Here is a 15,235-nt window from a genome sequence, read left to right as displayed (position 1 = left end):
GGATTTCCCATGCTGGTGACGCGCATCCTCACGGCCATCGTCCTGCTGGCCATCCTGCTGCCGGCACTCTTCGCCGGCTCGGTCGTGCCTTTCGCGGCCGTGGTGCTGGTGCTCATGGCCGCCGGCGGCTGGGAGTGGGGCCGGCTGCAGGGCCTGGGCCAGCCGGCGTCCCTGGCGGTGGGCGCGGCCTGCGTGCTGCTCTGCGCCGCGAGCTGGGCGGGCGGCTGGACCGCGCGTCCGCTGCCCTGGCTCTGGGCCGCCGCCGGAGCCGGCTGGGTGCTGTGCGGCGCCTGGCTGCTGCGCCATGGCGTGGAGGGCTGGCCGCGCATCCCCCATCCCGTGCGCCTGGCCGGCGGGGTGCTGGCCCTCTGGCTGGCGTGGCTGGCCGCCGTGCAGGCGCGCACCATCGGCATCAACTTCCTGCTGTCCGTGCTCGTCCTGGTCTGGGTCGCGGACATCTTTGCCTATTTCGCCGGTCGGGCGTTCGGCTTGCGCTTCACGCGTTCCAAGCTGGCACCGTCCATCAGCCCCGGCAAGAGCTGGGAAGGCGTCTGGGGCGGCATGGCGGGCGTGATCGTGCTTGCCGTGGCCTGGGCGGCCGCCGATGGCGCTTGGCAGGCCCTGGTCCCGAGCTTCTACACGCGGCTTGCCGCCAAAGGGTGGTGGCTGCTGGTCATCGGCGCGGTGTTCATGGCCTGCATGAGCGTGGTGGGGGATCTCGTCGAATCGCTGGTCAAGCGCAGCGCGGGCGCCAAGGACAGCAGCCGGCTGCTGCCAGGCCACGGCGGTGTGCTCGACCGCGTGGATGCGCTGCTGCCCACGCTGCCCCTGGCCATGATGCTCACCCATTTCGCTGCCCCATGAAACAACGCCTTACCGTCCTGGGTTCCACCGGCTCCATCGGAACCAGCACCCTGGACGTGGTCGCGCGCCACCCCGGCCGCTACGAGATCTTCGCGCTGAGCGCCGCCATGCAGGTGGACGCGATGGCTGCGCAGTGCCTGCGCTTCGGTCCGCGCTACGCGGTCATGGCGAGCCCGGAGCATGCCCGCGCGCTGCGGGAGGCACTGGCCGCACAGGGCTCGTCCACCGAGGTGATGGACACCCCCGATGCCCTGCAGGCGATTTCGGCGCACCCCGAGGTGGACGTGGTCATGGCGGCCATCGTCGGCGCCGCCGGGCTCGCCCCGTGCCTGGCCGCCGCACGGGCGGGCAAGCGCCTGCTGCTGGCGAACAAGGAAGCGCTGGTCGTGGGCGGCGAGGTGTTCATGTCCGCGGTGCGCGAGGGCGGTGCCACGCTGCTGCCCATCGACAGCGAGCATTCCGCCATCTTCCAGTGCCTGCCGGAGGATGCGTCCTCCTGGCCGCGGCGCGTGGACCACATCCTGCTCACCGCGTCCGGCGGCCCGTTCCGCACGCGCGAGCCCGCCACCTTGCGCGACGTGACGCCCGAACAGGCCTGCGCCCATCCCAACTTCTCCATGGGGCGCAAGATCTCGGTGGATTCCGCGACCATGATGAACAAGGCGCTGGAAGTGATCGAGGCGCGCTGGCTGTTCAACCTGGCGCCGGAACAGATCCAGGTGGTCATCCATCCGCAGCAGATCATCCATTCGATGGTGCAGTTCAAGGATGCCTCCGTGCTGGCGCAGCTGGGCACGCCCGACATGCGCGTGCCCATCGCCTGCGGCCTCGCCTGGCCCGAGCGCATCGAGAGCGGCACGCCCCGGCTCGATTTCCGCAGCCTCGCCGCCCTGACCTTCGAGGAAGCCGACGCCACGCGCTTTCCCGGGCTGCACCTGTCGTGGCAGGCCCTGCGCGCCGCGCCGGGTACCACCGCTGTGCTCAATGCGGCCAACGAAGTGGCGGTGGCGTCCTTCCTGGAGCGCCGGATTCGGTTCGACCAGATCCACCGGCTGAATCTTGCAACTCTGGAGGCGGTATCGCCCTCCAACCCGGACTCGCTGGGCGCCTTGCTCGACCTCGACGCCCAGGCGCGCTCGGTCGCGCGGCACCGGGCAGAGCGGCTCGCGGCCTGACCGCCGCGTTCCTCCACCGTACGGGAGTGCCCCCATGCTTCTCACCATCGTCGCCTTCGTCGTCGCCCTGGGCCTGCTCATCGCGGTCCATGAGTACGGGCACTACCGCGTGGCCGTGGCGTGCGGCGTCAAGGTTCTGCGTTTCTCCGTGGGCTTCGGCAGGCCGCTGCTGCGCTGGCAGCCGCGCGGGTCTTCCACCGAATTCGTGATCGGCGCCTTCCCGCTCGGGGGCTACGTGCGCATGCTCGACGAGCGCGAGGCGCCGGTGGACGCTGCCGAGCGCCACCTCGCCTTCAACAACAAGCCCCTGCGCGCGCGCGCGGCCGTCGTCGCCGCCGGCCCGATCGCCAACCTGCTGCTGGCCGTGGTGCTCTATGCGGTGGTCAACTGGATCGGCGTGCAGGAACCGCGCGCCATCCTCGCCAGCCCCGCCGCGGGCTCCGTGGCCTACGACGCCGGGCTGCGCGGCGGCGAACTGGTGGTGGGCGCCGCCATCGGCGCCGAAGAGCCGGAGCCGGTCCGCTCCTTCGAGGATCTGCGCTGGGCGCTCACGCGCGGCGCTCTCGACGGCCAGGACGTGCGCCTGCAGGTCGAATCCGATCCGGGCGCGCCGCAACGCGAGCTGGTTCTGGAACTGCACGATTTCGATGCGCGCGAGGCCGACGCTCAGCTGTTCCGCAAGATCGGGGTGCTGGGCCCGTGGACCCGTCCGGTCATCGGCGAGGTCGTTGCCGGCGGCGCCGCGCAGCGGGCCGGCCTGCGTGAAGGGGACACGGTGCTGCAGGTGGGTGCCACGCCCGTGGTGGATGGCCAGCAGCTGCGCGAGCTGATCCGCGCCTCCGTGCGCGACGGCAAGGCCGCCGCGCAGGCCTGGCGCATCGACCGGGCAGGGCGCGCGGTCGATCTGCAGGTGACGCCCGACGTGGTGCGTCAGGACGGCGCGGCGCCCGCGGGCCGCATCGGCGCCTACGTGGGTGCCCAGCCCGCGATGGTCACCGTGCGCCACGGTCCGCTCGAAGGCCTCTGGAACGGCGTGACCCGCACCTGGGAAGTGTCCGCGCTCACGCTGCGCATGATGGGCCGGATGGTGCTGGGCGAGGCTTCGCTCAAGAACCTCAGCGGGCCCCTCACCATCGCGGACTACGCCGGCCGTTCAGCCAGCCTCGGATTCACCCAGTACCTCGTGTTCCTGGCCCTCATCAGCGTGAGCCTGGGGGTGCTGAACCTGCTGCCGCTGCCGGTCCTCGATGGTGGCCACCTGATGTATTATCTTTGGGAAGGCGTGACCGGCAGGGGCGTGTCCGACGCCTGGATGGAGCGGTTGCAGAGGGGCGGCTTCGCATTGCTCCTCGTGATGATGTCCATCGCCCTCTTCAACGACGTCACCCGGCTTTTTGGCTAAACCTACCGCCGCATGAATCCGCCATGTCGGCACCAGTTCACTCATGAAAAAACACATCAACCGCCTGGGCGTGCGTACGGCATGCGCCGTTGCCGCAATGGTCTTCGTCGCGCAGGCTGCCTGGGCCCTTGAACCCTTCAAGGTCCAGGACATCCGGGTGGAGGGCCTGCAGCGCGTGGAGCCGGGCACGGTGTTCGCCTCCATGCCTTTGCGCGTGGGCGACGACTACAACGACGAGAAGGGCGCAGCCGCCATCCGCTCGCTCTTCGCGCTGGGGCTGTTCAAGGACGTGCGCCTGGAAGCCAGCGGCAACGTGCTCGTGGTGGTGGTGGAAGAGCGCCCGACCATCGCCGACGTCGATTTCGCCGGCACCAAGGAGTTCGACAAGGACACCCTCAAGAAGGCCATGCGGGACGTGGGCCTGACCGAAGGGCGGCCCTACGACAAGGCCCTGACCGACCGGGCCGAGCAGGAGCTCAAGCGCCAGTACATCAACAAGAGCCTGTACGGCGCCGAGGTGGTGACCACGGTGACGCCCATCGAGCGCAACCGCGTCAACCTCACCTTCACGGTGACCGAGGGCGAGCCCGCCAAGATCAAGGACATCCACATCAACGGCGCGCAGGCCTTCAGCGAATCCACGCTCAAGGGCCTGTTCGACCAGGACACCGGCGGCTGGCTGAGCTGGTACACCAAGTCCGACCGCTATTCCCGCACCAAGCTCAACGCCGACCTGGAGACGCTGCGCTCCTACTACCTCGCGCGCGGCTACCTCGAGTTCCGCATCGACTCCACCCAGGTGGCGGTGTCGCCGGACAAGCAGGACATCAGCATCACGATCAACATCACCGAAGGCCAGCGCTACGTGGTCTCCGGCGTGAAGCTGGAAGGCAACTACCTGGACCGCGACGACGAGTTCAAGTCGCTCATCACCATCCAGCCCGGCGAGCCCTACAACGCCGACAAGGTCACCGAGACCACCAAGGCCTTCACCGACCACTTCGGCAACTTCGGCTTCGCCTTCGCCCGCGTGGAGGCCGTGCCCGAGATCGACCGCGAGAACAACCGCGTGGCCCTCGTGCTGCGTGCCGAGCCCTCGCGCCGCGCCTACGTGCGCCGCATCGTGGTGAGCGGCAACAACCGCACCCGCGACGAAGTGATCCGCCGCGAATTCCGCCAGTACGAGGCGTCCTGGTACGACGGTGACAAGATCAAGCTGTCGCGCGACCGCGTGGACCGCCTGGGCTACTTCACCGAGGTGAACGTCGAGACCCAGGAGGTCTCGGGCTCGCCCGACCAGGTCGATCTGGTGGTGAACGTGGCCGAGAAGCCCACCGGCTCCCTGCAGCTGGGCGCAGGCTTCTCCAGCGCCGAGAAGGTGTCGCTGTCGTTCAGCATCAAGCAGGAGAACGTGTTCGGCTCGGGCAATTACCTGGGCGTGGACGTGAATACCAGCAAGTACCGCCGCACGCTGGTGCTCAGCACCACCAACCCGTACTTCACCCCGGACGGCATCTCCCGCACGCTGGACCTCTACTACCGCACCGACAAGCCCTACCAGGACCAGGGCGGAAACTACCAGCTCGTCACCGCCGGTACGAGCGTGCGCTTCGGCATCCCGTTCAGCGAGACCGACACCGTGTTCTTCGGCGGCGGGCTGGAGAACACCCGCATCAAGCTGGGCACGAACATTCCCGCGGCCTACCTCTCCTACGCCAACACGTACGGCACGAGCAGCACGGCCCTTCCCCTGACCGTCGGCTGGTCGCGCGACGACCGCGACAGCGCCCTGGCACCGAATTCGGGCCGCTACCAGCGCCTGAACTCCGACTGGTCGGTGGCGGGCGATGCGCGCTACGTCCGGGCCAACTACCAGTTCCAGCAGTACGTGCCGCTGAACAAGAAGTTCACCCTGGCATTCAACTCCGAGCTGGGCTGGGGCAAGGGCCTGAACGGCCGGCCCTACCCGGTGTTCAAGAACTTCTACTCCGGCGGCCTCGGCTCGGTGCGCGGCTTCGACCAGGGCACCCTGGGCCCGCGCGACGTCACCGGCGCCTCCCTGGGCGGCCCGAAGAAGGTCACGCTCAATGCCGAATTCATCGCGCCGTTCCCCGGTGCGGGCAACGACCGTACGCTGCGCGTGTTCACGTTCGTGGACGCCGGCAACGTTTACGGCGAAGACGAGAAGGTCTCCTTCAGCGACATGCGTGTCTCTGCGGGCCTGGGCCTGAGCTGGATTTCCCCGCTCGGTCCGCTTCGCCTCGCTTTCGCGCAACCGGTGCGCAAGTTCGCCGGCGATAAAATCCAGAAATTGCAATTCCAGATCGGAACGTCTTTCTAATGAAATCCCTTTCCCGCCATATTCCCCTGGTCCTTCTGCTCGGCGCGCTCGGCGCAGCCGTGCCCGCGCAGGCACAGGAGTTCAAGGCCGGTTTCGTGAACACCGACCGCATCTTCCGCGAAGCCAGCACGGCCAAGGCCGCACAGGCCAAGCTGGAGCAGGAATTCTCCAAGCGCGAGAAGGACCTCGTCGACCAGGGCGCCGCGCTCAAGTCCGCCACCGAGAAGTTCGAGCGCGAGGCCCCCACCATGGCTGAGAGCCAGCGCACGGCCCGCCAGCGCCAGCTGGCTGACCAGGACCGCGACTTCCAGCGCAAGCGCCGCGAATTCCAGGACGACCTGGCCGCGCGCAAGAACGAAGAGCTGGGCCAGGTGCTGGAACGCGCCAACCGGGCCGTCAAGCAGGTGGCCGAGGCCGAGAAGTACGACGTCATCCTGCAGGAAGCCGTCTACATCAACCCGAAGCACGACATCACCGACAAGGTGATCAAGGCGCTGAATGCAGGCGCTGGCGCCAGTGCGAAGTGATCGCAGCGGCAGCCGGGCGGCGCGCGCGGGGCATCCCGCGTGAGCGTGCGTCTCAGGCAGATTGTTGAGGCGCTGGGCGGAACGATCGAAGGGGGCGACGGCAACGTCGAGATTCTTCGCATCGCCCCGCTCGACTCTGCGGAACCGGGCGACCTGGCTTTCCTGAGCAATCCGCGCTATCGGCAACAACTGGCCGCCTCCCGGGCGGCCTGTGTCATTGTGGCGCCCGCGATGCGCGAGGAAGCGCTGGCGCGCGGCGCGTGCATCGTGGCGCAGGATCCCTACGCCTATTTCGCGCGGGCGACGCAGCTCTGGAAGCGCCTGCACGGGCACACGCCCGCGGCAGGCGTCCATCCGTCCGCCGTGGTGGATCCGGAAGCCTTCGTCGATCCCTCGGCGCGCATCGGCCCGCTCTGCGTGGTCGAGCGCGGCGCGCACATCGGCGCAGGCACGGTGCTGACCTCGCGCATCACGGTGGGCGAGGGCTGCCGCATCGGCGAGCGCTGCCTGCTGCATCCCGGCGTGGTGATCGGCGCCGACGGCTTCGGCTTCGCGCCCGACGGCGGCGCCTGGACCAAGATCGAGCAGCTCGGCGCGGTGCGCATCGGCAACGACGTGGAGATCGGCGCCAATACCTGCATCGACCGCGGCGCGCTGGACGACACCGTCATCGAGGACGGGGTCAAGCTCGACAACCTCGTGCAGATCGGCCACAACGTGCGCATCGGGCGGCACACGGCCGTGGCCGGCTGCACCGGCGTGTCCGGCAGCACGCGCATCGGTGCGCACTGCATGATCGGCGGCGCCGCCATGATCCTGGGGCACCTGGAGATCGCCGACGGCGTGCAGGTGTCTCCGGGCACGGCCATCACGCGCTCCGTCCTGCGGCCCGGGCTCTACTCCGGCATGTTTCCCTTCGACGAAAATGCGAAGTGGGAAAAGAACGCGGCCACGCTGCGCCAGCTCCACGGGCTGCGCGCGCGCATCATGGCCCTCGAAGAACAGATACGAAAAGACGGTCCCCCCGCACACATCCAATGATGGACATCCACCAAATCCTCAAGCTACTGCCGCACCGCTATCCCTTCCTGCTGGTGGACCGTGTCGTTGAACTCGAAAGGGGCGAGCGCATCCTGGCGATCAAGAACGTCACGATCAACGAGCCGTTCTTCACGGGCCATTTCCCGAGCCGCCCGGTGATGCCCGGTGTGCTGATGCTCGAGGCGCTCGCGCAGGCGGCAGGTCTGCTGTCCTTCGACATGATGGGCGAGGCGCCGGGCGACGACAAGGTGTTCTATTTCGTCGGCATCGACGGCGCGCGTTTCAAGCGGCCCGTGGAGCCGGGCGACCAGCTCATCCTCGATGTGAAGCTCGACCGCATCAAGGGCGGCATCTACAAGTTCGTCGGCGTGGCGCGCGTGGGCGACAGCACCGCGTGCGAAGCCGAGATCATGTGCACCATGCGGACCGTCGCCTGACGGGCCGGGGGCGCGGGACCATGAGCAGCATCCATTCCACGGCCATCGTCGATCCGGGCGCCGAGCTGGACAGCTCGGTCACCGTCGGCCCCTATGCGGTCATCGGCCCCAAGGTGCGCATCGGGGCCGGGACGCGCGTCGGGCCGCACTGCGTCATCGAGGGCCGCACGACGATCGGGCGTGACAACCAGATCTTCCAGTTCGCCTCGCTCGGCGCGATTCCCCAGGACAAGAAATATGCCGGGGAAGACACGTGCCTGGAGATCGGCGACCGCAACACGATCCGCGAGTTCTGCACATTCAACCTCGGCGTGCCGGGCGCGGGGGGCGTCACGCGCGTGGGCGACGACAACTGGATCATGGCCTACTGCCACATCGCGCACGACTGCCTGGTGGGCAACCACACCACGCTCTCGAACAACACCACGCTGGCCGGCCATGTCGAGCTGGGCGACTGGGTGACCGTCGGCGGGCTGGTGGGCATCCACCAGTTCGTGAAGATCGGCGCGCATGCGATGGTGGGTTTCGCCTCGGCGGTGTCGCAGGACGTGCCGCCTTTCATGCTGGTCGACGGCAATCCGATGGGCGTGCGCGGCTTCAACATCGTCGGCCTGAAGCGCCGCGGCTTCTCCGCGGACCGCCTCGCCGCGGTCAAGCAGATGCACCGCCTGCTGTACCGCCAGGGGCTGACCCTGGAGGCGGCCGCCAAGGCGATCGAGGAGCTTCCTGCCATGCACCCCGAGGCCGCGGGCGACATCGCGCTGCTGCGCGATTTCATCGTCTCCTCGACGCGTGGCATCGCGCGCTGAAGGGGAGCGTCCAGCCATGCAGGAAGCCCCTCGCATCGCGATGGTGGCCGGCGAGACGTCCGGCGACCTGCTCGCCGGACTGCTCCTGGACGGCCTGCATGCACAGTGGCCGGCGGTGTCTGCGCAGGGTATCGGCGGCCCGCAGATGGAGCGCAGGGGCTTCCACTCCCTGTGGCCGAGCGAGCGACTCGCGGTGCATGGCTACAGCGTCGAGCTGGTGCGTCGCCTCTGGGGCATCGTGCGCATCCGCCGGCAATTGCGCAGCCGTCTGCTGGCAGAGCGGCCCGACCTGTTCATCGGCGTCGATGCCCCGGATTTCAACCTGGGCCTGGAAGCCGACCTGCGCGCCGCAGGCATCAGGACCGTGCATTTCGTCTGCCCCTCCATCTGGGCCTGGCGCGCGGAGCGCGTCCACAAGATCCGGCGCAGCGCCGACCATGTGCTGTGCATCTTCCCCTTCGAGCCCGATTTGCTGGCGCGCCATGGCATCGAGGCGACCTACGTGGGCCATCCGCTGGCCCAGGTCATCCCGATGGAGCCCGACCGCCTCGCAGCCCGCGCACAGCTGGGACTGGGTGCGGGCGACGAAGTGCTGGCCATCCTGCCCGGCAGCCGATCCGCGGAAGTCGCCTATATCGCCCGGCCGTTCTTCCAGGCAGCGGCGCTGCTGCGCCAGGCGCGGCCCGGCCTGAAGATGGTGGTGCCCGCGGTGCCGGCGCTGCGTGCGCGCATCGAGCAGATCGCCGCCGAATGTGGCATGCGCGATGCGCTGCAGATCACGGCCGGCCAGTCCCACGCCGTGCTGGCGGCCTGCGACTGCACGCTGATCGCCAGCGGGACCGCGACGCTGGAGGCAGCGCTGTTCAAGCGGCCCATGGTCATCGCATACCACATGCACCCCATCAGCTGGCGCCTGATGCGCCGCAAGCAGCTGCAGCCCTGGGTGGGGCTGCCCAACATCCTGTGCGGCGATTTCGTGGTGCCCGAACTGCTGCAGGACGCGGCCACGCCGCAGGCCCTGGCAACGGCCGTGCTGCAGTGGCTTGACGCACCTGCAGGCCAGCGCGACGCGCTGGCGCGGCGCTTCACCGCGCTGCACGAGGAGCTGCGCCGCGATACCCCGAGATTGGCCGCCGATGCGATCCAGAAAATCCTTGCCGCGCGTTGAGCAGGCCCATCTGCCATGGCATCCACCCGGGCTCGTCGCGGGCGTGGACGAGGCGGGCCGCGGACCGCTGGCCGGGCCCGTGGTGGCCGCGGCCGTCATCCTGGATGAACTGCAGCCTATCGAAGGCCTGGCGGATTCCAAGACCCTCACCGCTGCCCGCCGCGAGGCGCTGTTCGACGAGATCCGCGCCAAGGCGTTGTGCTGCAGCGTCGCCGAGGCCACGGTGGAAGAGATCGATACGCTGAACATCCTGCAGGCCACCATGCTGGCGATGCGCCGCGCCGTGTCCGGCCTGCGGCTCAAGCCGGTGCGCGTGCTCGTGGACGGCAACCGCCTGCCGCCGCTGGACGTGCCCGCCGAGGCCATCGTCAAGGGCGACGCGCTGGTGCAGGCCATCTCCGCTGCGTCCATCCTGGCCAAGGTCACGCGCGACCGCTGGTGCGCGCAGCTGCACCAGGCTTATCCGCATTACGGTTTCGCTTCGCACAAGGGCTACGGCACGGCGGAGCACATGGCGGCGCTGCAGGCCCATGGAGCATGCCCGGAACATCGCCGGTCCTTCGCGCCGGTCGCGGCGGTGGTGCAGCGTACCGTGGCCATGCAGGCCACTGCCACCATCGTGACCACCGTGGAAACCACCGTGTGCGTGCGCCCTGCGGCGCCCCGGCCCGCGGAAGGACTGCACGCATGACCACCGGGCCGACCTTCATCCAGTCGCGCGACAACACCTTCGTGAAAGACCTGCGCAGGCTGGCGCAGGACAGCGGCGCTTACCGCCGCCAGGGCCGCGTCTGGCTCGAGGGCGACCATCTCTGCCGTGCCGCGCTGGAGCGCGGCGTGCGGCCGGCGATCGGGGTCTATGCCGAATCCGCCTGGCCGGCATGGGAGCACGAGTGGGGACCTGCGGCCGCTCGCAACGTGGTGCTGGCAGATGCGCTCTGGGCCGACGTGAGCGGGCTGGAGTCACCTGCGCGCATGGGCTTCGTGGTGCCTGCGCCCGAGGCGCCGGTGCTGCAAGCCGGCCTGCCGACGGTGGTGCTGGACCGGCTGCAGGACGCTGGCAACGTGGGGTCCATCCTGCGCAGCGCCTCGGCCTTCGGTTTCCGGCAGGTCGCGGCGCTCAAAGGTACGGCCGGCCTCTGGAGCCCGAAGGTGCTGCGGGCAGGCATGGGTGCGCATTTCGCGCTGCACCTGGTGGAAGGGCTGGCGGTGGACGACATCGACACGCTGGGCCTGCCGCTGCTGGCCACGAGTTCGCACGGTGGCGACCTGCTGCACCGCGCGCGCCTGCCCTGGCCCTGCGGCTGGATCCTGGGCCACGAGGGGCAGGGCGTTTCGGAGGCGCTGCAGCAGCGTGCCACGCACCTGATCCGGATCGCGCAGCCGGGCGGCGAGGAGTCGCTCAACGTGGGGGCCGCGGCCGCCATCTGCCTGCACGCCAGCGCGGCGAGCGCGGATTCTTCCGGACACGCTTGAGTCGTCCGGGATGGCATCCGGCGCGGTGGCCGCGCCGCGGATGCATCGCGTCACGGTGCCCCGTTGTGTCGCCCATGAAAAAACCCCTGACTCTTGCGAATCAGGGGTTTTTTGTTTGGTGCCGGAGAGATGAATCGAACACCCGACCTTCTCATTACGAATGAGCTGCTCTACCGACTGAGCTACACCGGCGAAGAATTGAATTATATACCGGAATGGTAGCGTGTCACGCGTTCCACTTCATTTTTTGATCCGAGGATCACGCTGACGCGTTCGTGCAGCTGCTTGGGCTGGATGTCCAGGATGCGTTCCTTGCCGTTGGTCGCCGCACCGCCGGCCTGCTCGATCAGCCAGGACATCGGGTTGGCCTCGTACATCAGGCGCAGCTTGCCCGGCTTGTTCGGCTCGCGCTTGTCCCAGGGGTAGAGGAAGATGCCGCCGCGCGTGAGGATGCGGTGCACGTCCGCCACCATGCTGGCGATCCAGCGCATGTTGAAGTCCTTCTCGCGCGGGCCTTCCGTGCCGGCCAGGCATTCGTCGATGTAGCGCTTCACCGGGGCGTCCCAGTGGCGCATGTTGCTCATGTTGATCGCGAATTCCCTGGTGTCGGCGGGAATCTTCACGTTCTCTTCCACCAGCACGAACGAGCCTTGCTCGCGGTCGAGCGTGAACATCGCCACGCCGTCGCCCACCGTGAGCACCAGCGTGGTCTGCGGGCCGTAGATGCAGTAGCCGGCGGCCACCTGGCTGGAGCCGGCCTGCAGGAAGTCCTCGGTGGTCACGCCGGGGTGGCCCTCGGGCTTCTTCAGCACGCTGAATATGGTGCCGATGCTGACGTTCACGTCGATGTTGGAGGAGCCGTCCAGGGGATCGAACAGCAGCAGGTATTCGCCCTGCGGGTAGCGGTTGGGCACCACGTAGATGCTGTCCATCTCTTCCGACGCCATGGCGGCCAGGTGGCCGCCCCATTCGTTGGCCTCGATGAGCACTTCGTTGGCGATGATGTCCAGCTTCTTCTGGATCTCGCCCTGCACGTTTTCGCTGGAGGCCGAGCCCAGCACGCCGCCGAGGGCGCCCTTGTTCACGGCGTGGCTGATGTGCTTGCAGGCGCGGGCCACCACCTCCAGCAGCAGGCGCAGCTGCGAGGGGATGAGGCCATCGACGCGCTGCTGCTCGACGAGGTAGCGGGTGAGGCTGATGCGTTGTGCCATGTTCGGTGGATCTCTCGTTTCTTTATCGTCAGGGATGTCCGGCCTGCCGGATCAGTCTGCGAGCGCGCGGCCGACCACCTCGCGCACGTCGTTGGACAGGTCGGGCTTGGCCGCCACGCGGGCGATGGCGTCGCGCGCGGCCGTCCGGTAGGGTTCGGCGAGCTTGCTCCAGCGGTCGAGGGCGCGCGCGAGGCGGGCTGCCACCTGCGGGTTCAGCGTGTCGAGTTCGATCACGCGGTCGGCCCAGAAGGCGTAGCCGGCGGCGTCCTGCCGATGGAAAGCCCCGGGGTTGGCGCTGCAATAGCTGAAAATCAGGCTGCGCGCGCGGTTCGGGTTCTTGAGGCTGAAGTCCGGGTGCTTCATCAGTTCCTTCACGGCGGGCAGCACGTTGCCGCCGCGGTCCGGAGCACCGGCCTGCAGCGCGAACCACTTGTCCAGCACCAGCGCCTCGTCCTTGAACATCGTATGGAAGCGCGCCAGGGCCTGCGCGGCGAGCGGCTGGCCGCTGGCCACCAGGGCGGCCAGCGCGTTGAAGCGGTCGGTCATGTTGCCCGCATCCTTGAAGCGCTGGTAGGCCCTGCCCGGCCAGACGGTGTCGCCCGTGCGGCGCGCTGCCAGGCACAGCATCGACAGCGCCATGCCGGCCAGCGCGCGGCGGCCGGAGGACGTGGCATCGGGCCGGTAGCCGCCGGTGTCGTGGTGCTGCTCCCACGTCCATTCCCAGTCGGGCTGCAGGGCCACGGCGAGCTGCTGGCGCATGGCTTCGCGCACGGCGTGCACGCGCTGCGGATCGACCACGTCGAGCTGCTCGGCGATGTAGCCTTCGGAGGGCAGGGCGAGGACCAGTTCCTTGAAGGCAGCGTCCAGCGCGGGATGGCGCAGCACGTCGCGCATCGCGGCGACGAAGCTCGCCGGCAGCAGTTCACGCTGCAGCACGCCATCGGCGGGTACATCCAGCGACGTGTCGCCGATGGCCTGGATGGCGATGCGCAGCGCCAGGCGCTGGCCGGCCTCCCAGCGGTTGAACGGATCGGTGTCGTGGGCGAGCAGCGCGAGCAGTTGCGCGTCGGTGGCCTCGATGTCCAGCAGCACCGGGGCGCTGAAGCCGCGCAGCAGCGACGGGACCGGCTCCGACGGCACGTTCACGAACGTGTAGGTGTGGGCCGGCTCGGTGAGCACCACGGTGCGGTCCGGGGCGCCGGCCTCGGCCTCGCCTTCGAGCTGCAGGGGCAGGGCGGCGCCGTCGGCGCCGAGCAGCCCCAGCGCCACGGGGATCACCATCGGTTCCTTCATGGGCTGGCCGGGCGTGGGGGCGATGCCCTGTTCCAGCGTGAGCGTGTAGGTGCGGGCGCCGGCGTCGTAGGCGCCGCGGGCGCGCACGCGCGGCGTGCCGGCCTGGGCGTACCAGCGCTTGAACTGCGGCAGCAGGCGGGCCAGTTCGCTGCCCGGGTTGGCGTCGGCGATGGCCTGCGCGAAATCGTCGCAGGTCACGGCCTGGCCGTCGTGGCGCTCGAAGTAGAGCTTCATGCCCGCGGCGAACCCGTCGCGGCCGACCAGCGTGTGCATCATGCGCACGACCTCGGCCCCTTTCTCGTAGATGGTGACGGTGTAGAAGTTGTTGATCTCGACGTAGCTGTCCGGGCGCACGGGGTGTGCCATCGGGCCGGCGTCCTCGGGGAACTGCACGGTGCGCAGCACGCGCACGTCCTCGATGCGCTTGACGGCGCGCGCGGACGGGCTGCCCGAGAGGTCCTGGCTGAATTCCTGGTCGCGGAAGACCGTGAGGCCTTCCTTGAGCGACAGTTGGAACCAGTCGCGGCAGGTGACGCGGTTGCCGGTCCAGTTGTGGAAATACTCGTGGCCCACCACCGATTCGATGTTCGCGAAATCGGCATCGGTGGCCGTGGCCTGGCTCGCCAGCACGTACTTCGTGTTGAAGATGTTCAGGCCCTTGTTCTCCATCGCGCCCATGTTGAAGTCGCTGGTGGCGACGATCATGAAGCGTTCGAGGTCGAGCGGCAGGCCGAAGCGCGCCTCGTCCCAGGCGATGCTGGCCATCAGCGAATTCATCGCGTGCTCGGTCTTCTCCAGGTCGCCCGGGCGCACGAAGATCTGCAGCAGGTGGTCGTTGCCGGAGCGTGCGCGGATGCGCTGCTCGCGCGCCACCAGCTTGCCTGCCACCAGCGCGAACAGGTAGCAGGGCTTCTTGTGCGGATCGACCCACTTGGCGAAGTGCCGGCCATCGTCCAGCGCGCCCTGGTCCACCAGGTTGCCGTTGGACAGCAGCACCGGGTACTCGGCCTTGTCGGCGCGCAGCGTGACGGTGTAGCTCGCCATCACGTCGGGGCGGTCGAGGAAGTAGGTGATGCGGCGGAAGCCCTCGGCCTCGCACTGCGTGAAGAACGTGCCCTGGCTCACGTAGAGGCCCGAGAGCTGGGTGTTCTTCACGGGCGCGCAGGTGGTGAATATCTCCAGGTCGAACGGCTCGTGGCCCTCGGGCAGGTTTTCCAGCATGAGCTGGGCGCCTTCGAGCTTGAAGGACGTGCCTGCCCCGTTGACCAGCACCCGTGCGAGGTTCAGATCCTCGCCGTCCAGGCGCAGGGGGCCCGGCGGCACGTCGGCGTTGCGGCGCACGCGCAGGCGGCTGAGCACGCGGGTCTTGGCGGGGTCCAGGTCGAACGTGAGGTCCACGCTGTCGATCCAGAACGCGGGGGCGGTGTAGTCGGCACGGTGGATGGCCGTGGCGGCCTGTCCTTCTCTCATCATGGCTTGGCTGCTTTCCGG

13 protein-coding genes and 1 tRNA gene are annotated in these 15,235 nt (G+C 68.7%); 11 read left to right on the top strand and 3 right to left on the bottom strand.

Annotation, left to right across the window (positions count from 1 at the left end):
* The first annotated feature begins 9 nt into the window (after positions 1-9).
* From T336_RS0106710 to T336_RS0106660, 11 genes are read left to right on the top strand one after another with little or no spacing between them, the layout of a single operon-like run.
* Entirely contained in the window at positions 10-864 is an 855-nt protein-coding gene (locus T336_RS0106710) for a phosphatidate cytidylyltransferase (protein WP_026431955.1), read from the top strand.
* On the top strand, positions 861-2,039 hold the full coding sequence (ispC, locus tag T336_RS0106705; RefSeq protein WP_026431954.1) for a 1-deoxy-D-xylulose-5-phosphate reductoisomerase: 1,179 nt from the start codon (positions 861-863) through the stop codon (positions 2,037-2,039). Before T336_RS0106710 ends, ispC begins: the two co-directional genes overlap by 4 nt.
* A 34-nt stretch (positions 2,040-2,073) precedes the next feature.
* Positions 2,074-3,441: an RIP metalloprotease RseP gene (rseP, locus tag T336_RS0106700; protein ID WP_026431953.1), complete on the top strand. Its 1,368-nt coding sequence runs from the start codon at positions 2,074-2,076 to the stop codon at positions 3,439-3,441.
* 43 nt (positions 3,442-3,484) lie between these two features.
* Entirely contained in the window at positions 3,485-5,782 is a 2,298-nt protein-coding gene (gene bamA / locus T336_RS0106695) for an outer membrane protein assembly factor BamA (protein WP_026431952.1), read from the top strand.
* Positions 5,782-6,309, top strand: a complete 528-nt coding sequence (locus T336_RS0106690) for an OmpH/Skp family outer membrane protein (RefSeq protein WP_019700071.1) — start codon at positions 5,782-5,784, stop codon at positions 6,307-6,309. Before bamA ends, T336_RS0106690 begins: the two co-directional genes overlap by 1 nt.
* Positions 6,310-6,348: 39 nt before the next feature.
* Positions 6,349-7,350, top strand: a complete 1,002-nt coding sequence (gene lpxD / locus T336_RS0106685) for a UDP-3-O-(3-hydroxymyristoyl)glucosamine N-acyltransferase (RefSeq protein ID WP_026431951.1) — start codon at positions 6,349-6,351, stop codon at positions 7,348-7,350.
* Positions 7,347-7,787 carry a 3-hydroxyacyl-ACP dehydratase FabZ gene (gene fabZ / locus T336_RS0106680; protein ID WP_026431950.1) on the top strand — a complete coding sequence of 147 codons (441 nt, stop codon included), beginning with the start codon at positions 7,347-7,349 and terminating at the stop codon, positions 7,785-7,787. The genes lpxD and fabZ overlap by 4 nt, the downstream gene beginning before the upstream one ends.
* Positions 7,788-7,807: 20 nt before the next feature.
* Positions 7,808-8,596, top strand: a complete 789-nt coding sequence (lpxA, locus tag T336_RS0106675; protein WP_026431949.1) for an acyl-ACP--UDP-N-acetylglucosamine O-acyltransferase — start codon at positions 7,808-7,810, stop codon at positions 8,594-8,596.
* A gap of 16 nt (positions 8,597-8,612) precedes the next feature.
* Entirely contained in the window at positions 8,613-9,764 is a 1,152-nt protein-coding gene (gene lpxB / locus T336_RS0106670) for a lipid-A-disaccharide synthase (RefSeq protein ID WP_026431948.1), read from the top strand.
* The gene (gene rnhB, locus T336_RS0106665; protein WP_026431947.1) at positions 9,733-10,455 is read left to right on the top strand and encodes a ribonuclease HII; all 723 of its coding nucleotides are present in this window, start codon (positions 9,733-9,735) and stop codon (positions 10,453-10,455) included. The genes lpxB and rnhB overlap by 32 nt, the downstream gene beginning before the upstream one ends.
* Positions 10,452-11,240 (top strand): TrmH family RNA methyltransferase, encoded by a 789-nt coding sequence (locus tag T336_RS0106660; protein ID WP_026431946.1) that lies wholly within the window; start codon positions 10,452-10,454, stop codon positions 11,238-11,240. Before rnhB ends, T336_RS0106660 begins: the two co-directional genes overlap by 4 nt.
* Before the next feature lie 116 nt (positions 11,241-11,356).
* Here the strand turns inward: T336_RS0106660 and T336_RS0106655 are convergent.
* The 3 genes from T336_RS0106655 to pepN all read right to left on the bottom strand — a co-directional run bounded on the left by T336_RS0106655 (position 11,357) and on the right by pepN (position 15,214).
* A tRNA-Thr gene (locus T336_RS0106655) sits at positions 11,357-11,432 on the bottom strand.
* A gap of 11 nt (positions 11,433-11,443) precedes the next feature.
* Positions 11,444-12,451: a class 1 fructose-bisphosphatase gene (locus tag T336_RS0106650; RefSeq protein ID WP_011794973.1), complete on the bottom strand. Its 1,008-nt coding sequence runs from the start codon at positions 12,449-12,451 to the stop codon at positions 11,444-11,446.
* 51 nt (positions 12,452-12,502) lie between these two features.
* On the bottom strand, positions 12,503-15,214 hold the full coding sequence (gene pepN / locus T336_RS0106645) for an aminopeptidase N (RefSeq protein ID WP_026431945.1): 2,712 nt from the start codon (positions 15,212-15,214) through the stop codon (positions 12,503-12,505).
* Between the last annotated feature and the right edge of the window lie 21 nt (positions 15,215-15,235).

It is taken from the genome of Paracidovorax oryzae ATCC 19882 (assembly GCF_000687165.1).
Taxonomy (GTDB): Bacteria; Pseudomonadota; Gammaproteobacteria; order Burkholderiales; family Burkholderiaceae_C; genus Paracidovorax; species Paracidovorax oryzae.
Note: the sequence above shows the minus strand (reverse complement) of the source record. Positions and strands in the feature narration are given on the sequence as shown.

Bases quoted from the DNA above. Each gene is read 5' to 3' on its own strand.
- fabZ (WP_026431950.1), top strand. From the start codon at position 7,347: ATGATGGACATCCACCAAATCCTCAAGCTACTGCCGCACCGCTATCCC.
- rnhB (WP_026431947.1), top strand. From the start codon at position 9,733: ATGCGATCCAGAAAATCCTTGCCGCGCGTTGAGCAGGCCCATCTGCCA.
- T336_RS0106650 (WP_011794973.1), bottom strand. From the start codon at position 12,451: ATGGCACAACGCATCAGCCTCACCCGCTACCTCGTCGAGCAGCAGCGC.
- T336_RS0106660 (WP_026431946.1), top strand. From the start codon at position 10,452: ATGACCACCGGGCCGACCTTCATCCAGTCGCGCGACAACACCTTCGTG.
- T336_RS0106690 (WP_019700071.1), top strand. From the start codon at position 5,782: ATGAAATCCCTTTCCCGCCATATTCCCCTGGTCCTTCTGCTCGGCGCG.
- pepN (WP_026431945.1), bottom strand. From the start codon at position 15,214: ATGAGAGAAGGACAGGCCGCCACGGCCATCCACCGTGCCGACTACACC.
- T336_RS0106710 (WP_026431955.1), top strand. From the start codon at position 10: ATGCTGGTGACGCGCATCCTCACGGCCATCGTCCTGCTGGCCATCCTG.
- lpxA (WP_026431949.1), top strand. From the start codon at position 7,808: ATGAGCAGCATCCATTCCACGGCCATCGTCGATCCGGGCGCCGAGCTG.
- bamA (WP_026431952.1), top strand. From the start codon at position 3,485: ATGAAAAAACACATCAACCGCCTGGGCGTGCGTACGGCATGCGCCGTT.
- rseP (WP_026431953.1), top strand. From the start codon at position 2,074: ATGCTTCTCACCATCGTCGCCTTCGTCGTCGCCCTGGGCCTGCTCATC.
- ispC (WP_026431954.1), top strand. From the start codon at position 861: ATGAAACAACGCCTTACCGTCCTGGGTTCCACCGGCTCCATCGGAACC.
- lpxB (WP_026431948.1), top strand. From the start codon at position 8,613: ATGCAGGAAGCCCCTCGCATCGCGATGGTGGCCGGCGAGACGTCCGGC.